This window comes from Sphingomonas sp. NIBR02145 (genome assembly GCF_027359115.1).
Classification (GTDB): domain Bacteria; phylum Pseudomonadota; class Alphaproteobacteria; order Sphingomonadales; family Sphingomonadaceae; genus Sphingomonas; species Sphingomonas kyeonggiensis_A.
Genome location: NZ_CP114791.1, coordinates 1,922,138 through 1,944,449 on the forward strand (window position 1 = coordinate 1,922,138; position 22,312 = coordinate 1,944,449).

Sequence of the window (22,312 nt, forward strand, 5' to 3'; positions counted from 1 at the left end):
ACCCTCGATGGCTCAGGGCTTGGCGGTGTAAACCGTGTCGGTCGGCCCCCAGCCGCTGATATAGACGATCGCCGGTTCGTCCCGCGTCAGGGCGAAATGCGCATCGTTCGCGCCTTCGGTATAGAAGCTGCCCGGCGGCAAGGCCTTCACCTTCGCTTCGTCGGCGGTGGCGCCATAGCCGAAATACCAGGTACCGCTGACGACCACCGCGCTGCGTTCGTCGCGGTGGGTGTGCGCCTGGATCCGGGTATGCGCGGGCACCCGGATCTCGATCGTGTAGGGGCCGGCCTTGGCGGGATCGCCGAGCAGCACGGTGGTGCGGATGCCGGCGACACCGGAGGTACCCGGCCCTGCCCCGCCCTTTGCCAGCGCCTCGATCTCCACCGGCGTCAGCCGCACCTGCTGGGCGTGGGCGGAGAGGCTGGTCAGCAGCGCGAACGGCGCGATACCGGCGGCGAGCAGGGGCATCCTCATCGGCCGGACTCCAGGAAGGCCTTCACCAGCTTGACCGTGGCGGCGGGGTTTTCCTCCATGATCCAGTGGCCGGAATCGGGGACGACCCCTTCGGTCACATTGGTGGCGCCGGCACGCATCACGGCGGCCATGGTCAGCCCGAACGACTTCTCGCCGCCGAGTGCGAGGATCGGCATGTTCAGCTTCGCACCGGTGGCGAGCCAGGCGCGGTTGTCGACCGCGTCCTGGTCGAAGGCCGCGAACTGGGCGAAGCCGGAATGCATGCCGCCGGGTCGTGCGTAGAGCGCGGCATAGTGCTGGCGCGACTTCTCGTCGAACCGCGCCGGATTTGCGGAGAACTCGTTCCAGAAGCGATCGAGATAGATCCGCTCGCGCCCGGCGACGAGGCGCTCCATGTCCGGTCCGCCGAAGCGGAAATGCCAGAGCAGCGGGTTCTTGAGGATCTCTTCCCAGGGACCGACACCCGGCACCGGCGCGTCGATCAGCACGAAGCGGCCGACCCGGTCGGGCTGCTGGGTGGCAAGGGCGAAACCGACCATGTTGCCGATATCGTGCGTGACGAGATCGAACTTCTGGATGCCGAGCGCGGCGAGCACACCCTGCATGTCGCGTCCCTGGTTCATCTTGTCGAACCCGCCGGCGGGATGGGCGGACAAGCCCATGCCGCGAAGATCGGGCACGATCACGGTGTGATCGTCGTCGAGCGCGGCGGCGAGCGGCGACCACATGTCGCCGGTCTCGCCATAGCCATGGAGCAGCAGCACGGCGGGGCCGTGCCCGCCGACGCGGACATGGATGGTGGTGCCGTTCGTGGCGATTTCCTGCGTCTTGAAGGCGGCCGGGAACGGCGCGACCTGCGCGACGGCGGGCGCGGCGACACAAAGTGCCGTCGCCATGAGAAGGGATTTGAGCATTGGGACTTCCTCGAGCCTGGGATCCGGTTTTCGCGAGGAGAGTGTCCGGCCCGCCTGCCCGTCTCAATGCCAGTGCGGGCGCCAGACGTTACCCGGACGGGTAACGTCAGGCCGAGACCGGGAGCGTCGGCCAGCGATCGACGATGCGCTGCCCATCGAACAGCGCGATGTCGCCGAACTGGAGGAACAGCGCCTCGCTCTGGTTCGGGCGCAGGAAGACATAGTCGTCCGGGTGCAGCGCGACCCTTGCCGAGCCGGTGAGCAGCTCCTGGTTGCTCGACCGGCCGAACAAGCCATTATATTCGAGCCCCGGCGGCGAGACCGGCGTGGCGAGCCAGTGGCCGCCATAGACGAAGAAGCCCTTCTCGGTGTTCGGATCGAAGAAGTTGATCGGCCCGGACAGCCATTCATAGCCCGGCAGGCGGAAGCGCTGCTGTGCCTTGATCACCGGCGTGGCGATGAAGGCGGCGGGCAGATGCGGCTCGAGCGTGGACACGTCGAAGTCCACCGGCTTCACGAAGGCCGAGCCGACCGAGACTTCGTTCGCCACCGTGCCCTTGCCGGCATGGAGCGCATAGGTGGGGCTGCCGGCACCGTTGAGGGTGAGCCCCGCGAGGTCGATTCCGGCAGACCTCATCGCTGCTATTGATTTGCGATAGCGTTCCTGCGCCTCGGCATAGGCGGCGTCGGGATCGAGCATCTTCATGACATGCGGGTCATAGCCCATCAGCCCGGAGAGGCTGAGCAGCGGGTTGGCTCGCGCCTGCGCCACGGCCTTTGCCAAGCTCTCGGGATCGGGGAAGCCTCCGCGGTGGAGGCCGACATCGATCTCGAGCGCGACACGGACCGGGCGGGCGATACCGCGCGCGATCTCGGCATATTGGGCCAGCCGCTCGGGGGTATCGACCAGCCATTGCACTTTGGAGCCGGCCTCGGGGCTATGAGTGCGCAGGAACGCCGCGGCTTCGATCGCCGGCAGCGGCTTGCCGAGCAGCAGGTCGGCATCGGGATGCAGCCGCGCCATGTCGGCCAGCATCGCACTGTTGAACACCATCAGCCGGTTGGTGCCCATGCCGGCCATGACATGGCCGATCAGTCCCGGCGCGGGCAGCGACTTGACCACCACGCGCAGCGGCAGGCGCGACGGCGCCAGCACCTTCTTCGCGGCGGCGATATTGTGATCCAGCCGCTGGCGATCGACCACTAGGACGGGATGCGCGATGCCGGCGTCGTGCAGCGCCTTGCTCAGCCGGAGGAAATAGGCGTCGTGGGCGCCGCCCTGGTCGCCCTTGCGCAGCGCCGCGACGCCGATCCCGCCGGCGACCACCGCCGCGCCGCCGACGATCATTGCCCGGCGGCCGAAGCGGCCCGGTCTTGCGGGTGCGTCAGCCATTTCCCAGAATGGCCTTCAGATAGGGGTTGAGCATCCGCCCCTGCGGATCGAGCGCGCGGCGGATCTCCATCGCCTCGCGCCAGCGCGGATAGAGCGCGGCGAAGTCCTGTGCGCCCAGCGAGTTCATCTTGCCCCAGTGCGGCCGCCCGCCATGGCGGCGCAGAATCGGCTCGATCAGGGCGAAGAAGAAGTCGTGGTCCTCCTTGTAATAGGCATGGACCGCGACCGATCCGCTCTCGCGCTGGTAGAAGGGCGAGAGCCAGGCATCGTCCGCGGCGACGATCCGCGCCTCGAACGGGAAGAACACGTCACGGCGATGCGTCTCGACCGCATCGATCACCTCGCGCAGCGCGGCGACATGCGCCTCGATCGGCACATGATATTCGATCTCCTTGAAGCGCACCGGGCGCTCGTTGGAGAGCAGCTTCCAGCCTTCATCGACCGCGATCTCCGGCGCGATGCGGTCGAGCTCGCGCGCGGCGATGGTGCGGCGCATGCCGGGGGCGAACTCGAACACGTCGCGCAGCGTCTTGAGGCTCATCAGCGTCTCGGCGTCCGCATCGGGGCCGCGCGGCTGGACCGGGTCGCTGGTCACGTCATGGGTGATGACCGCGCAGCGATTGGTGAAAGGCAGCACGAGGAACTCGGCATTGCGGTGCCGGGCGCGCAAGGCGGGCCAGTCCTCGAGCACTTCGCGGGTAGGCCGGATCTCGACGCGCTTGCGCACGCGGGTGAGCGGCCGGTTCTGCAGCGTGACCTGGGTCACCACCCCGAAAGCGCCGAGATTGACCCGGGCGGCGTTGAAGATGTCGGCATTGCGGGTGGCGTCGCAGTCGAGGATCTCGCCCGCGGGCGTCGCCAGCCGCATCGCGATCACTTCGCCGTGCAGCGCCTTCAGCCCCTTTCCGGTGCCGTGCGTGCCGGTCGCCAGCGCGCCGGCGAGCGACTGTTTGTTGATGTCCGGCAGATTGGGCATTTCCTGCCCGATCGCGGCAAGCGCGCTGCCCAGCTCGCGCAGGCGGGTGCCGGCCCAGACCGTCGCCTGATGCTTCGCAGCATCATGGCTGACCAGGCCGGTCAGCCCGTCGAGCGTGAGCAAGGTGCCCTCGGTCGGCACCAGCTGCGAGAAGGAATGGCCCGAGCCGACCGGGCGCACCGGCGCCGGGCCGGACTTGAGCAGCGCGACCAGCTCGTCCTCGCTGGCGGGCGCGGCGCGCCTGGCGGGATAGGATTGCGCGGTGCCCGCCCAGTTGCGCCACAGCAGGTTGCCCGCCTTGTCGGCGAGCGGCGGTTCGGGGGGCTCGCGGTCGAGCCAGAGCCGGCGACCGGCAAGCCCCCCTGCGGTCAGCGCCCCCGCACCGACCACACCCCCACCGACCAGCAGCGCGCGGCGCGAAATCCGGGCCATCGCTCAGCGCCCCGCCATGAAGCGGATCAGCGCGGCATAATCCTCGGGCTTGCAGGCGAAGCATTGCCCGCCCGGCGGCATGCCGTTCAGCCCGGCCACGGCGTTGCGGGTGAGTTCCTGCTCGCCCTTGGCCCAGCGCGGATCCCAGGCATTGCGGTCGCCGGTCAGCGGCGCGCCGGTGTCGCGCACAGTGTGGCAGGCCTTGCACGAGGTCTCGTAGAGTTGGGCGAGGTGCGTATCGCCGGGCTGCATCGCCGCGCTCTGCGCCTCGGTGATCGGCGACGGGCGGGCAGCGGGCGTTCCGTTGGAACCGCCACAGGCGGACAGCGCAACCAGGCTCGCCACGGCCAGGCTTCGCGCCCCTACCCTCCAGCCAGAAGCCCCACGCAATTCCCCCCGCGGCAAGGCCATGCGCACCCCCATTGACACTATAAATTAGTCATGGCTAACTAATAGTCATCGCTAATCCGGTCAAGAGCCGTACGCGAGGGGGACTGGGTGGCCGACCAAGCGAACCAAGCATTGTCCGATACCCGAAGGGCGCCACGCGGCGCCCCGCCCCACATGCATTTCGATCCGACCCGGCGCGTCATCGCGCGGGAACCGCGCTGCCCGGCAACGGGCCGAAAGGACTTCTAGCAAAAAGCAAAACGGCACACGCCAGAGGGAGGCGACATGAGGGACGTGCAAAGGGGGACGGCAATCTGCGCAGCGGCATTGCTGTGGAGCGGCCAGGCATGGGCGCAATCGACGACGACTTCGGCCGAGACCGGCGCCGGTGGAGGGAACGGCCAGGCAGCGGGGGTCGAGGAAATCGTCGTCACCGCGCAGCGGCGCGAGCAATCGCTCCAGGACGTGCCGATCAGCGTCAACGTGTTCAGCGCCGCGACGCTCGACGCGCTGGGCGCGCAGAGCGCCGGAGACATCGACACCTTCACGCCGGGCCTGACGATCGACGACACCTCGGTCACCCAGCCCCATTATGCGATCCGCGGCGTCTCCTCGGACGATTTCGGCATCGGCACCGAGCCCGCGGTCGGCGTGTTCCTCGACGGCGTCTATACCGGGCGCTCCGGCTCGGCGCTGATCTTCTTCAACGATGTCGACCGGGTCGAGGTGCTGAAAGGCCCGCAGGGCACGCTGTTCGGGCGCAACACCTCGGCGGGCGCGATCTCGATCATCACCAAGAAGCCGGTCGACGCGTTCGAGGGCAATGCCCAGCTGCGCTTCGGCAATTACGGGCGGAAGCGTGCCGAGGGCATGGTCAACGTTCCGCTGGGCGACACGCTCGCGCTGCGGGTGAACGGTGTCTACAACAAGCGCAACGGCTATCTGACCGATGCCGTGACCGGGCGCGACTATGAGCGCGAGGACAATTGGTCGGGCCGCGCCGCGCTGCGCTTCCGCCCCGGTGCGGGCACCGACATCCTGCTCGCCTATGACCATGACAACACCCACAAGGACGGCCCCGCCGCGATCGGCATCGGCCCGCTCGCGCTCAGCCAGGACCCCGAGGGGCCCTTCGCCAACGACACGCTCGGCGGATCGCGCGAATCCCGGCTGCTCGATGCGTTCACGCTGACCATCGACCAGGACCTGGGCGGCAAGCTCAAGCTGACCAGCCTGTCTTCCTATCGCTGGTTCAAGACGCTCAACCGCGAGGACGAGGACGGCACCAACCTGGCCGCGCATCACCTCGACACCGAGAATAACGAGCGCAACCGGAGCTACTACCAGGAACTGCGCCTCGCCCAATCGACCAGCGCGTTCACCTGGGTGCTCGGTGCCAGCTATTTCCACGAGAGCGCCACGCAGAAGACCCGGACGATCGCGCTGACCGATTCGATCGACACGGTGCTCGCCAATGTCGCCGGCCTGCCGCTGTTCACCGTACTCGACAGTGTCGGCCTGCCGGTATTCGGCATCCCCTGGGTGGAATCGATCGACAACCACGCCGACAATGATTCCTACGCGGCGTTCGGCGACCTCACCTGGTCGGCCACGCCGAAGCTGAACCTCACCGTCGGCCTGCGCTACACGCGGGACGAGAAGAAATTCTCCTGGCAGGTCAATCCGTACAGCGCGCCGGGCCTGACGCAGATCGGCGCGCCGGGCGCGCTCTACAACGCGATCCTGGGAGCCAGCGTCTTCCCGGACACCGCAACGATCAGCGTCGCCGATTTCTACAACGCGGTGGTCGGCACCAACATCATCTTCGAGGCTGGCGCGCTGAACGGCACCCGCTTCACCCGCAAGGAAAGCTTCTCCGACGTCAGCCCGCGTTTCGTGATCGACTATCACTTCACCCCGGACGTGATGGCCTATGCCTCGGCCGCGCGCGGCTACAAGGCGGGCGGATACAACAGCGTCGAGCTCAACTCGTTCTTCAAGCCCGAGACGGTGTGGAACTTCGAAGGCGGCCTCAAGTCGAACCTGTTCGAGCGCCGGCTGCAGTTCAACCTCTCCGCATATCACTATGTCTATCGCGACCGGCAGCAGCTGAGCCTGGAATCGATCAGCGGTTCGGGCGTGCCGCAATATGTGACGCTGAGCGGCGACTCCAGGGCATGGGGCATCGACCTCGACACCCGTTTCGCGATCGCGCCGGGTATCTCGATCGGCGCGGTGGCCGGCTATATCGACTCGGTCTGGGTCAGCCGCACCGAGCAGGGCGTGGACATTGACGGCCAACCGACCGGCGAGCCCAGCTTCCGCGGCGTGCTGAACGCGCATCTGGACCAAGACCTTGGCGGCGGCGCCGGCGGCATCTTCGCCGATGCCAGCTACAGCTACACCTCGAAGCGGCGGCTCAACGATGCGATCCGCGCATCGGATGCAGCGCTGGAGAACAGCCCGATCTACGGCGACATGGTCGATTTCTCGAAGCTCAAGCGCCTGCGCGGCAGCCGCGAGATCGTCAATGCGCGGATCGGCTGGCGTCTGCCGGGGAATGCCTTCTCGCTGTCGGTCTTCGCCGAGAACCTGTTCGACGTGCGCACGCCGCGCACGCTCAACCCGATCAGCGCGCAGACGCTGGGCACGCCCTATGTCCGCATGGACCGGCCGCGTTTCTGGGGAGTGGAGTTGAATGGGCGGTTCTGAGCCGGGCCGCCCGGCCTTCCCGCCCGGCTTCCGCTGGGGCGTGTCGGCCTCCGCCTATCAGATCGAGGGCGCGGTCGCCGAGGGCGGCCGCGGCCCTTCCACCTGGGACCGGTTCTGCGCCGAGCCCGGGCGGATCACCGACGGCAGCAGCGGCGCGGTGGCCGCCGATCATTATCATCGCTTCGCCGAGGACATCGCGCTGATGCGCGACCTGGGGGTGACCGACTATCGCCTGTCGATTGCCTGGCCGCGTATCCTGCCCGAGGGTCGCGGCACGGTGAACCAGCCCGGGCTCGACTTCTACGAGCGGCTGGTCGACGCGCTGGGCGAGGCCGGCATCGCGCCGATGGTGACGCTCTACCATTGGGACACGCCCCAGGCGCTGGAGGACCAGGGCGGCTGGACCAACCGCGACATGGCCGGCTGGTTCGCCGATTATGCAGGGATCGTCGGCGCGCGGCTTGCCGACCGCGTGGCGCGATGGGCGACGCTCAACGAACCGATGGTGCTGACCAACATGGGCTATGCAGTCGGCGGCCATGCACCCGGCAGGACGCTCGGGCTCGGCGCTCTGCCGGTGGCGCATCACCAGCTGCTTGGACACGGTCGCGCGGTCGCCGCGCTGCGCGCTGCCGGGGCGTCGGGCATCGGGATCGTCAACAACCAGATGCCGGTATGGCCGGCCAGCGACGATCCGGCCGACGTGGCGGCGGCCAATCTCTACCGCATCCTCACCTGCTGGCTCTACTCCGACCCGGTGCTGCTCGGCCGCTATCCCGAGGCGATCGGCGCGGTGATGCCCGGGCCGGTCGAAGCCGACCTCGCCGAGATCTCCGCGCCGATCGACTGGTACGGGCTCAACTACTACAATGCCGAGAAGGTCGGCGCGCCGAGCGAGACCGTGCGGGTGGTCGATGGGCATGCAATGCCGTCCGACCTGCCCTTCGACCTGGTGCCGATCGAGGGCCGCGCAACCACCGATTTCGGCTGGCCGGTCACTCCTGAGGGGCTGGGCGAGATACTTGCCGAGCTGCGCGCCCGCTATGGCGCGGCGCTGCCCCCGATCCATATCACCGAGAATGGCGCGGCCTTTGGCGACGAACCCGGCCCGGACGGCGTGGTGCGGGACAGCAGGCGGATCGACTATCACGCCGCGCATCTGGAGGTGCTCGCCGCGGCGATCGCGGACGGCGCGGACGTGCGCGGCTATTTCATCTGGTCGATCCTCGACAATTTCGAATGGGCGGTCGGCCTGTCGCAGCGCTTCGGGCTGGTGCATGTCGATTACGAGACGCTGAAGCGCACGCCCAAGGCGAGCTTCGCCTGGTATCGCGACTTCATCCGGGGCCAGCGGAGCTGAGATGACCGGGATCGCCTCCGCCTCGCCGGCGCCGCGGAGCGATCCCCTTTCCGCTGCCGGGCTCGCCGCACTGTCGCTGGCCAATGCCGGGCTATGGGCCGCGCTGTTCGGCCCGATCGAACTGCTGCTCGCCCAGCATTCGAGCCTGCTGGCGCCGGACGGCAAGGTCGCCGTGCTCGGCATGGTCAGCGCCGCCGGGGGCGCGGCGGCGATGCTGACCAACCCGATATTCGGCGCGCTGTCGGACCGCACCCGTTCGCGCTTCGGCCGCCGCCGTCCCTGGGTGGCGCTGGGCGCGCTGGCCGGCGCGGGGAGCCTGTTGCTCCTGTCCGGCGCGCAAAGCGTCGCGATGCTGACGCTCGGCTGGTGCCTGGTCCAGGCATCGCTCAATGCGATGATGACCGCTTTGGTCGCGACCATCGCCGACCGTGTGCCGGTGGCGGAGCGGGGTGCGGCCGGCGCCTGGTTCGCCTTCGCCCAGGCGCTGGGGATCGTCGGCGGCGTTGCGCTTGCCCATGCTACCGCGCCCGACCTTGGCGCCGGCTATCGCAGCTGCGCCGCCCTGCTGCTAGTCTGCGCCCTGCCTTTCCTGCTGATCGAGGATCCCGGCCCGACACCCCTGCCCGCCCCACCGACAGCGACGGCGCACCCGCCCGCCGGCACCGCCGACATGGTCTGGGCCTGGCTGACCCGCTTCTGCTTCAACCTGATCTCCGCCCTCGCCCTGCTCTATCTGCTCTACTATCTCGGCGACGCGATCCATCGCCCCGCGCCCGATGGCGACGTGCTGCTGCTCACTGCGCTCCACATCGCCGCCATGGTGATCGTGCTGGTGCCGGCGGGCCTCGCCTCGGACAGGATCGCGCGGCGTAAGCCGTTCGTGCTCGCGGCATCGACTTCGATGGCGATCGGCATGACCCTGCTCGCGGTGCAGCCGGCCTGGGGACTGGTCATCACCGGGGTTGCCTTCGCCGGGATCGGCTTCGGCCTCTATTCGGCGGTGGACGTCGCCATCGTCACCGAAGTTATCCCCGAGGCGACGGAATCGGCGCGCGATCTCGGCATCTTCAACATCGCCAATGCCCTGCCCCAGGTCGCCGCCCCGGCACTGGCGGCCGCGCTGATCGCCTTTGCCGGCTATGGCGCGCTCTATGGCGCGGGCGCGCTGCTGGCGCTGGTCGCGGCGGCTACGGTGCTGCGGATACGGGCGGTTGGATGACGCCGCCCGATCGCGTAGAGCGCCCCCGATGGCGAAGCTGAATATCTCCCGGCCCTCCTCCACCGTTGAGCCGAAGCAGGCCCGGGCGCTGCAGACGCGCGAGACGCTGCTGGAAGTGACCGCCGAGCTGCTCGCCGAAGTGGGCATCGAGCGCATCTCGACCAACATGATAGCCCAGCGCGCGGGCATGACCCCGCCGACCTTCTATCGCTATTTCGACGACAAGTTCGCCGTGGTGGAAGCACTGGGCATGCGGCTGATGGAACGCCAGAACGCCGTGCTCGCGGACTGGATCGAGCGCTATGCCCATCGCGGGATCGAGGTAGCGGCCGCGCATGCCGGGGATCTGCTGCGCGAAACCGCGCTGGTGACCCAGAACGAGCCCGGCGGGGTCTGGGTCGAGCGCGCGCTCCACGCGACACCGCGCCTCGAGCATATCCGCATCGAGTCCCACCGTTTCGTCGCGGACAAGCTGGCCGACGCCTTCGCGCCGCTGCTGCCGGCAATTCCGCGCGAGGCGATCTGGCGGCGGATGCGGATCGCGGTCGAGTTCGGCTATGTCACCGGCGAGCTGCTGCACAGCGAGCAGGACGTGCCCGAGGAGCTGCTGCTCGCGGAGACGGCGGAGATGCTCCGGTCGGCCTTCACCAGCTGGGGCAGCGCCGCGGGGAGCGCCGGCTAAGCGAAGCGATCCGGCCGGAAGGCGGCCAGCGGTTCGGCGGTTACGCCATCCACGATCTCCTGCGCCGCCAGCCGCCCCAATGCGGGCGCGAGCGTGACGCCGCTATGGGTGACGGCGACGTAGAGCCCGCCCAGCTTCGGCGCGAACCCGATAACGGGGAAGGAATCCGCCGGCACCACGCGCTGGCCGACGCTGACGCGCTCGATCCCGGCATTTGCGATGCCCGGCAGATAGGTGGCCGCCGCGCGCTGGATTGCCTGTCCGAAGGCTTCCACCCCTGCCCCTTCCGGTGCGCCGCCCTCATGCCCGCTGATGCTGGCGACGAAGCGGCCGTCCGGCATCTGCTTGAAGGTACTGCGCGGCGCGAAGACCACTCGATCGAGCACCGGCCTTTGCGGACGGGTGTGGAGCAGCACGCCCGGCGAGGCGGTGAGCGGCAGCCCTATGCCCGCCTGACCGGCCAGCGCCTCGCTGCCCAGGCCCGCCGCGAGCACCACGGTATCGGCTTCGATCACGCCATCCGCCGTCTGCACGCCGGCAACCTTGCCGTCGCGGACGAGCAGCGAGCGCACTTCGACCGGCGCCCGCAATTTCGCACCGAGTTTCCGCGCACGCTCGAGCAATGCGGCCACCGCGCCGGCGGGATCCACCGCCCCTTCCTCCGGGAAGAAGGCCGCCGCCGAGACCGGGCCGATGCCGAGCCCCGGCAGCAGGGTCTTGAGCGCTCCCGCATCCACACTGCGCCCGGCATAGCCCCATGCCTGCGCGATCCTGAGGCTGGCCCCCAGCCTGGCCGCCTCGACCTCGCTGTCGCGCCAATAAGTGGCGCCGCCCCATTGCAGGGGGAGCGCGGGGCCGGCCTCCTGCTGCCAGATCCGCCAGCCGGCCATGCCCAGCCAGTTCAGCTGGAAATAGGGCCGCGAGCCGGTCTTGGTCGAGGCGTTGAGATAGGCGAAGGAATCGCCCGTCGCACCCGCCGCGGGCTTGAACTTCTCAAGGATGGTGACCGCCACACCGTGCTTGGCCAGTTCATAGGCGATCGCGGCACCCACGATCCCTGCACCAATCACGATCGCGGTGCGGCTGCCGGGTGCAACCGGACGAGCGCGTACCGCCCCGGGAAGCAGCGGGGCGGCTGCCAGCAGCCCCAACGTGGCGCGGCGGTCGATCCTCACTGACCGGCCTTCGGCTTGGCGAGCGCCTGCACCTGGCCCCAGACGCGCAGGAAGTTTCCGCCCCACAGCTTGGCGATATCACCCTCGCTATAGCCGCGACGTTGCAGCTCGGCGGTGATGTTGACGGACTCGCCGACATCATTCCAGCCGATCACCCCGCCGCCATGGTTGAAGTCGGACGAGATGCCGACATGGTCGATGCCGATCTTCTTCACGACATAGTCGATCTGGTCGACATAATCCTTGAGCGACGCGCGATAGTCCGGGCTGCCGGTGATTTCGTGGAATTCCTCGCTGTACTTCGCGAAGACCTCGGGCGGGAGCACCTTCACGCCCTTGTCCGAAAGCGGCTGGATGCCCGCCGGAGTCTTGTCCTGGGGAATGCCGTAACGGCGGCGGATCTCGTTGAGTTTGGCCAGCGCTTCCGGCGGGAAGGCCTTCACCCAGGAGCTGTACGCGTTGATCGCGACCACGCCGCCCTTGCTCGCGATCGCCTGCAGCGTCGCGTCGTCGAGGTTGCGCGGATGGTCGATCACCGCACGCGCGTTGGAATGCGAAGCGATCACCGGCGCGCGACTCAGCTCGAGCACCTGGCGGACGCCCTGGGCGGTGATCTGCGACACATCGATCACCACGCCGAGATCGTTGAGCCGCGCCACCGCCTCACGGCCCAGTGGCGACAGCCCACCATGCTCGTTCAGCTTGTCGCCGCGCAGCAGATTGGGCCGGGCGGAATCCGCCAGGTCGTTGTTGCCGGCATGGGTGAAGCCGAAGATCGACACGCCCTTGGCGTGCCATGCGTCGAGCTGGCTCAGGTCCTTGCCGATCAGATTGCCGTTGAGGATCGACAGGATGATCGCGACACGGCCCGAGCCTTCGATCGCCTGCAGCTCCTCGGGCGAACGCGCGATCTCGGTTTGCTGCGGATAACGGCGGACCACGGCTTGGATCGCATCCAGCTTCTGCTGCCCCTTGGCCGCGGCTTCGGCATAGCCGGCGGGGGTGCGCGCGTTCTGCGGCACGAAGATCGCCAGCACTGCGCCCTTCAACCGGCCGCGCTTCGCCTTGACGAAGTCGAACTGGTCGGGCCCGTCCTGGCCGGGGTCATGCGCGCCGGTGCCGAAGTCGAACGGAATATCGAGATGGTTGTCGAGATTGGGGATGCGCTCCTGCAGCGCGGTCGCCGTCTGGAGCTGTTCCGGCGTGAAGCTCTGGGCATGCGCGCCGGCGAAGGGCAGCGCAGCGCCTGCTAGCAGCAGGAGCAGTTTCGAACGAAGGGCAAATCGGGCCATGGAATGTCTCGCTTGGAAAAGGGGGATTATTGCGCGGGGCGGGTCAGCTGGCGGGCGATGAGCTGCCAGCCGCGCGATCCCTTGGTCCACACGTCGAGGCCCGAAAGCCGTGCGGTGCTGGTGGTGCCGTCGTCCTTGCTCAGGTGGAAGGTCCAGCTGGCGGTGACATAGGCGACATTGCCGTAGCTGCGGACGCTGGCATCGGCGATGTCGACTGCGGTGAAGCGCTTGCCGGGCGCCAGCGTCCGGTCGATCTGCTCATTCTTGCCGAGTACCGCACCATCGGTGTGGCCATAGGAAAGGTCGGGATGGAAGGCGGCGTCCAGTCCCGAGCGGTCAGCCTTCACCACCGCCGTGCGATAGGCATCGATCGCAGCGATCACGGCAGTGCGGGTCGCGGCGGGGCCTCGCTCCTCGACCGCCGCATGCTCCTGCGCGAAGACGGGCATGGACGACAGGCTGACGGCACCGGAAAGGCCGGCCGCGGCGATCAGCAGCGCGCTAAGATATCGGGATTTCATGGGGACTGGCTCCTTAGAAGGACAGGTCGAGGCGAGCGAAATAGGTGCGGCCGGCGCCACCCTCGGGCGACAGGCCGGAATAGAGCGCGACCACGGGATTGCGGGCGGCCGGGAGCACCTGATCAGGACGGCTGTCGAGCAGGTTGTTGATGCCGGCCGAGACACGCGCATTGGCGAACAGGCGATAGCCGGCCGAGAAGTTCACCACTTCCTGCGGCCCGAAGCGCTGGTCATAGGCGACCACGGCGTTGCGCGCCCAATAGATGCCGTAGCGTGTGCCCGAGAGGTGCGCGTCGAAGCCGCCATTGGTGTAGTCGGCGGCCAGGCGGACGAACGTATCGGGGTTCCATTCCTCGATCAGCCCGCGCGCCTCATGCCCGATAAGCGACAGGCCGCTGCCGGCCAGCACCGCCGGAGTTGCCTTGATATGGGTGATCCTGGTGTCGCTCAGGTTGAAGCCCGCGCTCAGGTCGAGCCGCTGGTCCTGGCCCAGCCGCCAGCGATAGCGCGCGGTCGCATCGATGCCGCGGGTCCGGGTGTCGACGGCATTGGTGAAATATTGCGCGCCCGAATAGGTCGGGAAGCCGGCACCGGTCAGCACCTGGCGGACCAGCGTGCCGGTTAGCGTCTCGGACAAGGCGATGCGATCGTCGATCGTCGTCTGGTAGAAATCCACCGTCACCGACAGGTCGCCGCTCGGCGTCCAGACCAGGCCGGTCGAAAGGTTGGTTGCCTTTTCCGGCTTGAGCGGCGTCGCGCCGAGCGCCCGGGCAACCGCGCTGTCCACCCGCGCCAGCTTGTTGGTCGCCAGCACGCCATTGGTGATGTTCGGGATCGTGCGCGAATAGGCCGACTGGCCGAGCGACGGCGCGCGGTAGCCGGTGCCGGCGCTGCCCCGCCAGGCAAGCTTCGGCGTCACTTCATAGCGCAGCGCCAGGCGTGCGTTCGCGGTCGTGCCGAAGTCCGAATAATGCTCGACGCGGCCGGACGCGGTGACGCGCAGGCCCTTGGCAAGTTCGGTCTCGAGCTCGAGATAGCCGCCGACCACGTCGCGGGTGGTGCGTCCGGCATCGTCGGGCGAGAAGCCGCCAAAGCCCTGCGAAGCCGGCGTCGCCACCTTGCCGGCATTGGGGCCGTCGAGGATCGGCACGCCGCCATTGGCCCAGGAACCATAATCGCCCTGGAACACCTGATAGGCCTCATGGCGATAGGCGAGGCCCGCCGCGACATTAAGCGGCCCGCGCAGCAAGCCGGTCTCGAACGGACGCTTCCAGTCGAAGGTGACATTGGCCTGCTCGTTGAGCAGGTCGCCGGTGTTGAACGATGTCGGACTGGCCGTGCCGAGGCTGGCATTGTTGGTGTTGTAGACCAGGCTCTCCACCCGGTTGCGGCCATAGTTCGCCCCCAGGTCGAAGTCGCCGGCCTTGCCCGACCAGCGCGCACCGCCGCCGATCGAGGCGTCGCGCGAATGGACGCGCAGGAAGGGCTGGAAACCATCCGGGAAAAGCGCGCGAACCGTCTGGTCCGCATTGGGCTGGCGGAGATTGCCAAAGCCCTCATCCTTGCGCCAGCCATAGCTTCCGGTGAGGTAAAGCGTCACGCCGCCGACGGTGCTCTCGGCGTTGAGCAGCAGGTTCTCCCGCTTGGTGGCGCCGCTGCCATAGAACCAGTTGCGGTTGGGGAAGCTCGCTTCGCGCGGATCTCCGGCGAAGTACATCGTCCGGTTGTCCCGGCCCGAAAGCCGCGTACGGCCGATGTCCCAGACGTCGAACGCCAGGGTGACCGAGCCGTCGCCCGGCAGCTTCGCGCCTATCGAACCCTCGATGCTCTTGGTCTCGCCGTCGCCCTTGTCGTTGACGCCGTACTGGACCGCGAGATTGCCGTGCCCGGCCTGCTTCTTGAGCACGATGTTGACCACGCCCGCGATCGCATCCGAACCATATTGGGCCGAGGCGCCGTCGAGCAGCACCTCGACGCGCTCGATCGCGCTCAGCGGGATGCTGTTGAGGTCGACCGTCTGCGCGCCCTTGGCAACACCGCTGCCGGCGTTGAGCTGGGCGGTCGCGTGGCGGCGCTTGCCGTTGATCAGCACCAGCGTCTCGTCCGCCGCCAGGCCACGCAGCGACACGCCCTTCACGAAGCTGGCCGCATTCGAAGACGGTACCGATGTGGGGAAATTGAAGGAGGGCACGAGGCGCTGCAGCGCTTCGGACAGGGTGCGGGCGCCAGTTGCCTGCAGATCCTCGCCGCTGACGAGCTGGACCGGAGCGGAGCTTTCCAGCGCCTTGTTGCCGCTGCGCGAGCCGACCACAACGATGGCGTCCTGCTCGTCTCCGGTCGCGCCGGATTGCGCCTGGGCGGGGGCGATCAGCGCGAGAGGCGCCGCTATCGCAGCGGCGGCAACGCCACCGAACAATCGAAGGTCAATCCTGCCGATACCAGCGCTCGCCGCTGGAGCACCATAGTTCTTATAACGCATGACTATGCTATCCCCCTGATGGACATCAGGCGGGTTGACCCACATTATTTCAGCACAACTTCCCGTTCGTGAAGCCAGTTAAAAAGCTTCATCGCATGGAATTATCATCCCTTCCGGGAATCATTGCAGAAACGCGCAACCCACCTTTGTTTTGCTTACGGCTAAAAACCTACCGAAATGGTGGGAATTGGCGAGATAGTTACCCTTTATGTCCACTTAGGGGAGCTATCGGTAATTAAATTTCGCAAGCAAACCCAGGGCTTGGCTGCCTTTGTCAGCGCGCGATCAGCCCGGAATAGGACTGGAGGACCTGGTCCAATATGCCCGGCCAGCGATACCCACTCGCCGCGACATGCGCCTCGCGGGCGAGCGAGAAGCGCAGGTCAGGCCGCTCGATCAGCTGCTCTGCCGCTTCGGCCAGTTCCGGTGCCGAGGCCGGTGTGAGCATGCCGGATCGTCCCGGCGCGATCAGTGCCTGGGCGCTCCCGACATCGGCGCTGACCACCGCAAGGCCGGAGGCCATCGCCTCGAGATTGACGTTGCCAAAGGCCTCGGTCGTGCTTGGGTTGATCAGGACGTCCGCGCTCGCCACCGCGCGGCCCAGCGCCTTGCCGTCGAGATGACCCGTGAAGACTGCGTCGGGCAGCAAGGTGCGGAACCGCGCCTCGGCTGGGCCGGTGCCGACGATCAGCGGGCGCAGCGGATAGCCGCGCTCGCGCAGCAGCCGGATCGTGTCCGCGAATACGGCGATGCCCTTCTCGATCACCAGCCGGCCGAAGAACAGCGGGACGATCTCGTCGTCGCGGTAGCCCAGCGCGCGGCGCCAACCCAGGTCGCGCAGCATGGGCGAGAATGCGGCGGGGTCGATGCCCCGCCCCCAGATCGCGATATCCTCGCGCGCCACACCCATTGCCACCAGGCTGTCGGCCGAGGCGGCATTAGGTGCCAGCACCCGGTCGCTCGCCTGGTAGAAGCGCCGCAGGTGCCATTCGCCCAGCCCTCGCAGCGCGCCCAGCCCGTAATAGTCGAAATAGGTTTCGAACCGGGTGTGCAGGCTGGCCACCACCGGCACATCAAGCCGACGCGCCAGCTTCTGGGCGCCCCTGCCGAGCAGGTCCGGCGCGGAGACATGGATGATGTTGGGCGCGAAACGCTCGATATCGGCGCGCACCGATCGCGGCACACCCAGCGCGATGCGGAACTCGCTGCGCCCGGGTATCGGCACCGACGGCACCGACACCAGGTCCCCCGCCGGCGCGAAGGCGGGCTCCGCTATGGTCGGGGAATAGACCCGCACCTCGGCGCCACGATCGAGCAGGTGGTCGACAAGGCGATTGAGCGCCCGATTGGCTCCGTCCCGTACGCAGTTATAGTTGCCCGAGAACAGCGCGACCCGCATCCGCTTCGCCGGTGCACCGTCATCGGCGGGGCGGTCGGTACGCGCGGGCGCTGCCAGATCGGGCGCTCCGATCGGGCGGACCTGTGGCGGCGGGCCCGGCCTGCGGGCGGAGACGTCGGCACGGGGAAATTCGGCGGGCGAAATCTTCATGGCAATGCAGATCATGCGCGAGGCGATGCTGCCTCGCACGCACTATTCGTTACGGAAGCTGAATGACGACTGACACGGCGCGGCGGTTCTGCGCGTGCGAGGCCTCGTCGGAACCCAGCGCCTCGGGCCGCTCCTTGCCATAGGAGATGGTCGTGATCCGCGCCGGTGCGATGCCCTGCATGGTCAGGAACTCGGCTGCGGCCCGCGCCCGGCGATCCCCCAGCGCGAGGTTATATTCGCGCGTGCCGCGCTCGTCGGCATGCCCCTCGACCAGGAAGGCGACGCGCGGATGCTGGCGCAGCCACTGCGCTTGGCGGGTGAGCGTGGCGCGCGCTTCCGGCGACAACGTATAGGCGTCGAAGGTGAAGAACACGCGGTCCCCCGCGGTTGCTGCCAGATCGGCCTGGAGACGAGCCAGAGCCGGATCCTCGCCATTCTCGGCATAGCCCTCGCCACCGGTGCCACCGCCGGTGACGTCGGAGGCATTGCCCGGCGCCTGCCGCTTGGTGCAGCCGCCAAGCGCCACCGCACCGATCATCACCGCCAGCATCAGTTCCTTACGCATACCCTCTCCCAGGAAATGTTTCGGAAACATCCCTAGAGAGGCTTTGGCGGTAGGCGTTACTATAGGTTTTTTATGCATGGACCCGCATGCACAGGCGCCATAGCCCTTTTCGTCGAGAGCGCGCTTTTCTGCATTCCCCTCTCGCAGGCCTCCCCCCAAAAGAGGCGCGTGTTCCCACCGCGGCGGCGGGCAGCAAGGTCGTCCCCGGCCAAGCCCGCCGCCCGGACCAGCCAGAGGCAACGCAACGAGCTTGATGACGTCCCGACGCCCGAACGCGATCGCCCGCCTGCTTCTCGCGCGTCTGCACCTGGACCGCGACGACATGCTGCGCACCGCGATCGTGCTCGCGCTTTCGGCCGTCATCGCCTTTACCGTCTATCCACTGGGTGAAGTCGCTTCGGCGCTGGTATTCGTGCTCGGCATCACCGTTGCGGGTGCGCTGAGCGGTCTGGCATCGGCGCTCATCGCCGCGCTCGCCGCATTCCTGATCTACAATTTCTACCTCACCGAGCCCGCCCTCACCTTTCGGATCGCGACCGGGGGCGATCTTGCACCGCTGATCGTCTTCAACCTGTGCGCTTTAGTCTCCGGCGTGCTGGCCGGCCAGCTCAAGGATCATGCCCAGGCGGCGCGATCGAGCAACCTGCAGCTCCACAGCCTGCTGGCGCTGAGCCGCCAGCTCCAGTCCGCGATCCGCCTGCCCGACGTCGTCGCCACGGTGGAGCGCGCCGTCCATGACATCCTTGGCGCGCGTGCCGCCCTGTTCCGCTTCGAGGACGGAGAACTGCGCAGCCTTGCCGCGGCGCCGGCCGAGGCCGACTGGCATGCATTCGCCGAACGAATCGCGGCCCGCGCCGAGCCCCAGGGTGAAGGCACGTTGTTGGGCAGGCTGCTCAAGCCCGCCAACGCTTCCGATGCCGTGCTGGTGATCGAGCCGCTGCGTCCGGGAAAGATCACGCCGGCCTTCATCGATGCGGTCGCCAATCTGGTCACGCTCGCGCTCGAACGCGCCGCCCTGTCCGAGCAGATCACCGAGCGCCAGGCGGTCGCGCGCGCCGAACAGCTCAAGACCGCGTTGCTCGCTTCGGTGAGCCATGATTTCCGCACCCCGCTCACCGCGATCAGCGCCTCGGCATCGAGCCTGATCGCCTATGGCGAGAGATTCGATCCCGAGACCTCGGCGGGGCTGTTGCGGGGGATTGTCGAGGAATGCGAGCGGCTAAATCGCTACACCGCCAACCTGCTCGAGATGAGCCGGCTGGAAGCGGGGGGTGTCGCGCAGCCGCTGCAGATCCTGGGCGCTGCCGAGATGGCCGCCGCCGCGCTCCACCGGGTCCGCCCGCGCGCCGGCGGGCGGCAGATGTCGCTCCAGGCCCCCGCCCCCGATCTGCTCGTCGCCGCCAATGCCGCCCTGTTCGAGCTGGTGCTTATCAACATCCTCGACAATGCGATCCTCTACAGCGACGACGATGCCCGGGTGGAGATCGCCATCACCGCCGAGCAGGGCGCCTGCCGGATCGACATCGCCGACAGCGGCCAGGGCATTCCCGAGGCGGCACTGCGCCGCGTGTTCGAGCGTTTCTATCGTGCGGGCCGCAGCGAGGCGGCCGGGCGCGGCAACGGCCTCGGGCTCGCCATCGCCAAGGGCTTTGTCGAAGCGCTGGGCGGCACGATCGAAGCCACGCTTCCCGGCCTGGACGGCCGGGGCACCCGCATCACCATTCGTCTCCCGCTCGCCGAGGCAGCCCAAGCATGACCAACATCCTCCTCGTCGATGACGAACCCGCGCTGATCGCGGTGCTGAAACCGGTACTCGGCGCCGAGGGCTATAGCGTCGCCACCGCATCGGGCGGCGCGGCGGCGCTGCGCATGGCCGAGGACATCAAGCCCGAAGTCGTGCTGCTCGACCTCGGCCTGCCCGATATCGACGGCAAGGACGTGATCCGCGCGCTTCGCGCGACCAGTGCCGTGCCGATCATCGTCATCTCCGCCCGCCACCAGGAAGGCGAGAAGATCGCCGCCCTCGACAATGGCGCCGACGACTATGTGAACAAGCCCTTCGAGATCGGTGAGCTGATGGCCCGCATCCGCGCGGCGATCCGGCGCAGCTCCAGCCTGGAGAACGCCCCCAGCACCTATCGCAGCGGCCCACTGGAAATCGATTTCCAGACGCGGCGGGTGTCGCTGGCCGGTGATGCGGTGAAGCTTTCCCCCAAGGAATATGACCTGCTGCGCACGCTGGCGCTGAGTGCAGGCCAGGTGGTTACCCACAAAAGGCTGCTCGCCGTCGGCTGGGGCAGCGACGGCGCCGACAGCCAGTATCTGCGCGTCTATATCGGCCTGCTTCGCCAGAAGATCGAGGAAGACCCGAGCGATCCCCGCTTGCTGGTGACCGAGCCGGGCGTCGGCTACCGCCTCGCCAGCGCCAACTGATCCATAACGGAACCTCGCAGCGGGGTCCGGACATTCAACAGGGCAGCCGCGATCCGGCGGCGCCAGAAACGGGACAAAGCCTTGGAAACCGTATCGATCATCCTGTTCCTGCTGCTTGCCGTGGTGGTCAGCGGCGCGTTCGCCCGGATGCTGCCCTTCGGCGTCCCGGTGCCGCTGGTGCAGATCCTGCTCGGCGCGGTGATCGGGCTGTCCACCTCGCACCGGGTCGTGCTGGATCCCGAACTGTTCCTCTTCCTGTTCCTGCCGCCGCTCCTGTTCCTCGACGGCTGGCGCATCCCCAAGGACGAGCTGTTCAAGGATCTGTCGACCGTGGTCGAGCTCGCGCTCGGGCTGGTGCTGCTCACCGTGATCGGCATGGGGCTGCTGATCAACTGGATGATCCCGGCGATGCCGCTCGCCGTTGCCTTCGCGCTTGCCGCCGTGGTCTCGCCGACCGATCCGATCGCGGTTTCGGCGATCGCCGCGCGCGTGCCGATCCCGAAGCGCATGATGCACATCCTCGAAGGCGAATCGCTGCTCAACGACGCATCGGGCCTGGTCTGCCTGCGCTTCGCCGTGGCCGCCGCGCTGACCGGCAGCTTCTCGGCAGGCGAAGCGGCGCTCACCTTCCTCTGGGTCGCCGGCGGCGGTCTGGCGATCGGCGTGCTCGTCACCCTGGCGGTCTCGGCTGCCAAGACCTGGGTGACCCGGCGCTGGGGCGAGGATACCGGCTCGCAGATCCTGGTCAGCCTGTTGATCCCCTTCGGCTCGTACCTGCTGGCCGAGCATTTCCACGCATCGGGCATCCTTGCCGCGGTGGCGGCGGGCGTGACGATGACCTTCGCCGAGATCTCCCGTCAGGCGATGGCCGTCACCCGCATGCGCCGCAACTCGGTGTGGGACACGCTGCAGTTCACCCTGAACGGCGTGATCTTCGTGCTGCTCGGCGAGCAGCTGCCCGGCATCGTCGCCGGCGCCAAGGAAACCGTGCTGCTGACCGGGCACCATTCGCCCTGGTGGCTAGGCATCTATGTCGTGGCGATCGTCGCCGGCCTCGCCGCGCTGCGCTTCGCCTGGGTGTGGACGTCGCTGCGCCTGACCATCCTGCGCAAGCGCGAGGGCACCGCCGAGATGCAGAGCCCGAACTGGCGACTGGTCGCGGCGACTTCCTTCGCCGGCGTGCGTGGCGCGATCACCCTGGCCGGTGTGCTCACCCTGCCGCTCGCGCTGCGCGACGGCACGCCCTTCCCTGCGCGCGACCTGGCGATCTTCCTTGCCGCCGGCGTGATCATCGTGTCGCTGGTCCTCGCCAGCGTCGGGCTGCCGATCCTGCTCAAGGACCTGAAGCTGCCACCCGAGCCCTCCCGCCAGGCGGAAGAGGATTCCGCGCGCGTCGCCACGGCGGAAGCGGCGATCCGCGCGGTCGAGCGGCACCAGCATGAACAGGGCGAGGCGCATGACGATCCCGGCCTTTATGCGGCGGCCGGCGCCCGGGTGATGGACTTCTACCAGGAGCGGATCGACGGGCTGAGCGACGGCGGCGCCGACGAGCTGCGCCTGCAGGAACGGCTGGCCAGCGAATTGCGCCTGGTCGGCATCCAGGCCGAGCGCGCTCAGCTGCTGGAGCTTGCCAGGGGGCGTGCGATCGGCAGCGAGATCGCCCGCAAGCTCACCCGCGAACTCGACCTCGCCGAGGCCCGCCACCGCGGGTGAGGCACGCGAAAAGGCGCGCGGTGCCGGAACACC

The 22,312-nt window shown here is 68.0% G+C and carries 18 protein-coding genes; 7 read left to right on the top strand and 11 right to left on the bottom strand.

The features are described from left to right. Positions 1-12 precede the first annotated feature (12 nt). From O3305_RS08500 to O3305_RS08520, 5 genes are all read right to left on the bottom strand, one after another. Positions 13-474 (bottom strand): cupin domain-containing protein, encoded by a 462-nt coding sequence (locus tag O3305_RS08500; RefSeq protein ID WP_269576006.1) that lies wholly within the window; start codon positions 472-474, stop codon positions 13-15. Further along, complete coding sequence (locus O3305_RS08505; RefSeq protein ID WP_269576007.1) at positions 471-1,388, bottom strand: alpha/beta fold hydrolase; 918 nt, start codon at positions 1,386-1,388, stop codon at positions 471-473. Before O3305_RS08505 ends, O3305_RS08500 begins: the two co-directional genes overlap by 4 nt. 106 nt (positions 1,389-1,494) lie before the next feature. Further along, a complete protein-coding gene (locus O3305_RS08510; RefSeq protein WP_269576008.1) occupies positions 1,495-2,781 on the bottom strand; it encodes an alanine racemase in 1,287 nt (428 codons plus the stop codon). Beyond that, positions 2,774-4,189 (bottom strand): D-arabinono-1,4-lactone oxidase, encoded by a 1,416-nt coding sequence (locus tag O3305_RS08515; protein WP_269576009.1) that lies wholly within the window; start codon positions 4,187-4,189, stop codon positions 2,774-2,776. The genes O3305_RS08510 and O3305_RS08515 overlap by 8 nt, the downstream gene beginning before the upstream one ends. Before the next feature lie 3 nt (positions 4,190-4,192). Next, positions 4,193-4,534, bottom strand: a complete 342-nt coding sequence (locus O3305_RS08520) for a c-type cytochrome (protein ID WP_269576010.1) — start codon at positions 4,532-4,534, stop codon at positions 4,193-4,195. Between the two features lie 330 nt (positions 4,535-4,864). Between O3305_RS08520 and O3305_RS08525 the strand changes: the two genes are divergently transcribed. From O3305_RS08525 to O3305_RS08540, 4 genes are read left to right on the top strand one after another with little or no spacing between them, the layout of a single operon-like run. Continuing rightward, positions 4,865-7,291: a TonB-dependent receptor gene (locus tag O3305_RS08525; RefSeq protein WP_269576011.1), complete on the top strand. Its 2,427-nt coding sequence runs from the start codon at positions 4,865-4,867 to the stop codon at positions 7,289-7,291. Then, positions 7,278-8,651, top strand: a complete 1,374-nt coding sequence (locus O3305_RS08530) for a GH1 family beta-glucosidase (RefSeq protein ID WP_269576012.1) — start codon at positions 7,278-7,280, stop codon at positions 8,649-8,651. The genes O3305_RS08525 and O3305_RS08530 overlap by 14 nt, the downstream gene beginning before the upstream one ends. 1 nt (position 8,652) lies before the next feature. Next, positions 8,653-9,870: an MFS transporter gene (locus O3305_RS08535; protein ID WP_269576013.1), complete on the top strand. Its 1,218-nt coding sequence runs from the start codon at positions 8,653-8,655 to the stop codon at positions 9,868-9,870. A gap of 28 nt (positions 9,871-9,898) precedes the next feature. Continuing rightward, positions 9,899-10,552: a TetR/AcrR family transcriptional regulator gene (locus O3305_RS08540; protein ID WP_184168497.1), complete on the top strand. Its 654-nt coding sequence runs from the start codon at positions 9,899-9,901 to the stop codon at positions 10,550-10,552. Here the strand turns inward: O3305_RS08540 and O3305_RS08545 are convergent. The 6 genes from O3305_RS08545 to pal form a co-directional block, all read right to left on the bottom strand. Beyond that, positions 10,549-11,727, bottom strand: a complete 1,179-nt coding sequence (locus O3305_RS08545; RefSeq protein WP_269576014.1) for an NAD(P)/FAD-dependent oxidoreductase — start codon at positions 11,725-11,727, stop codon at positions 10,549-10,551. The genes O3305_RS08540 and O3305_RS08545 overlap by 4 nt on opposite strands. Next, complete coding sequence (locus O3305_RS08550; protein ID WP_269576015.1) at positions 11,724-13,019, bottom strand: dipeptidase; 1,296 nt, start codon at positions 13,017-13,019, stop codon at positions 11,724-11,726. The genes O3305_RS08545 and O3305_RS08550 overlap by 4 nt, the downstream gene beginning before the upstream one ends. A gap of 26 nt (positions 13,020-13,045) precedes the next feature. After that, on the bottom strand, positions 13,046-13,540 hold the full coding sequence (locus O3305_RS08555; protein ID WP_269576016.1) for a nuclear transport factor 2 family protein: 495 nt from the start codon (positions 13,538-13,540) through the stop codon (positions 13,046-13,048). A gap of 13 nt (positions 13,541-13,553) precedes the next feature. Then, the gene (locus O3305_RS08560) at positions 13,554-16,019 is read right to left on the bottom strand and encodes a TonB-dependent receptor plug domain-containing protein (RefSeq protein WP_269576017.1); all 2,466 of its coding nucleotides are present in this window, start codon (positions 16,017-16,019) and stop codon (positions 13,554-13,556) included. Between the two features lie 274 nt (positions 16,020-16,293). Beyond that, the gene (locus O3305_RS08565) at positions 16,294-17,568 is read right to left on the bottom strand and encodes a glycosyltransferase family 4 protein (RefSeq protein ID WP_269576018.1); all 1,275 of its coding nucleotides are present in this window, start codon (positions 17,566-17,568) and stop codon (positions 16,294-16,296) included. 49 nt (positions 17,569-17,617) lie between these two features. After that, positions 17,618-18,133 carry a peptidoglycan-associated lipoprotein Pal gene (gene pal, locus O3305_RS08570; RefSeq protein ID WP_269576019.1) on the bottom strand — a complete coding sequence of 172 codons (516 nt, stop codon included), beginning with the start codon at positions 18,131-18,133 and terminating at the stop codon, positions 17,618-17,620. Positions 18,134-18,386: 253 nt separating this feature from the next. Here pal and O3305_RS08575 point away from each other — a divergent pair, with 253 nt between their 5' ends. The 3 genes from O3305_RS08575 to O3305_RS08585 all read left to right on the top strand — a co-directional run bounded on the left by O3305_RS08575 (position 18,387) and on the right by O3305_RS08585 (position 22,279). Next, a complete protein-coding gene (locus O3305_RS08575; RefSeq protein WP_269576020.1) occupies positions 18,387-19,889 on the top strand; it encodes a sensor histidine kinase in 1,503 nt (500 codons plus the stop codon). Further along, positions 19,886-20,566: a response regulator transcription factor gene (locus tag O3305_RS08580; protein WP_269576021.1), complete on the top strand. Its 681-nt coding sequence runs from the start codon at positions 19,886-19,888 to the stop codon at positions 20,564-20,566. The genes O3305_RS08575 and O3305_RS08580 overlap by 4 nt, the downstream gene beginning before the upstream one ends. Positions 20,567-20,647: 81 nt before the next feature. Further along, complete coding sequence (locus O3305_RS08585) at positions 20,648-22,279, top strand: Na+/H+ antiporter (RefSeq protein WP_269576022.1); 1,632 nt, start codon at positions 20,648-20,650, stop codon at positions 22,277-22,279. Positions 22,280-22,312: the final 33 nt, after the last annotated feature.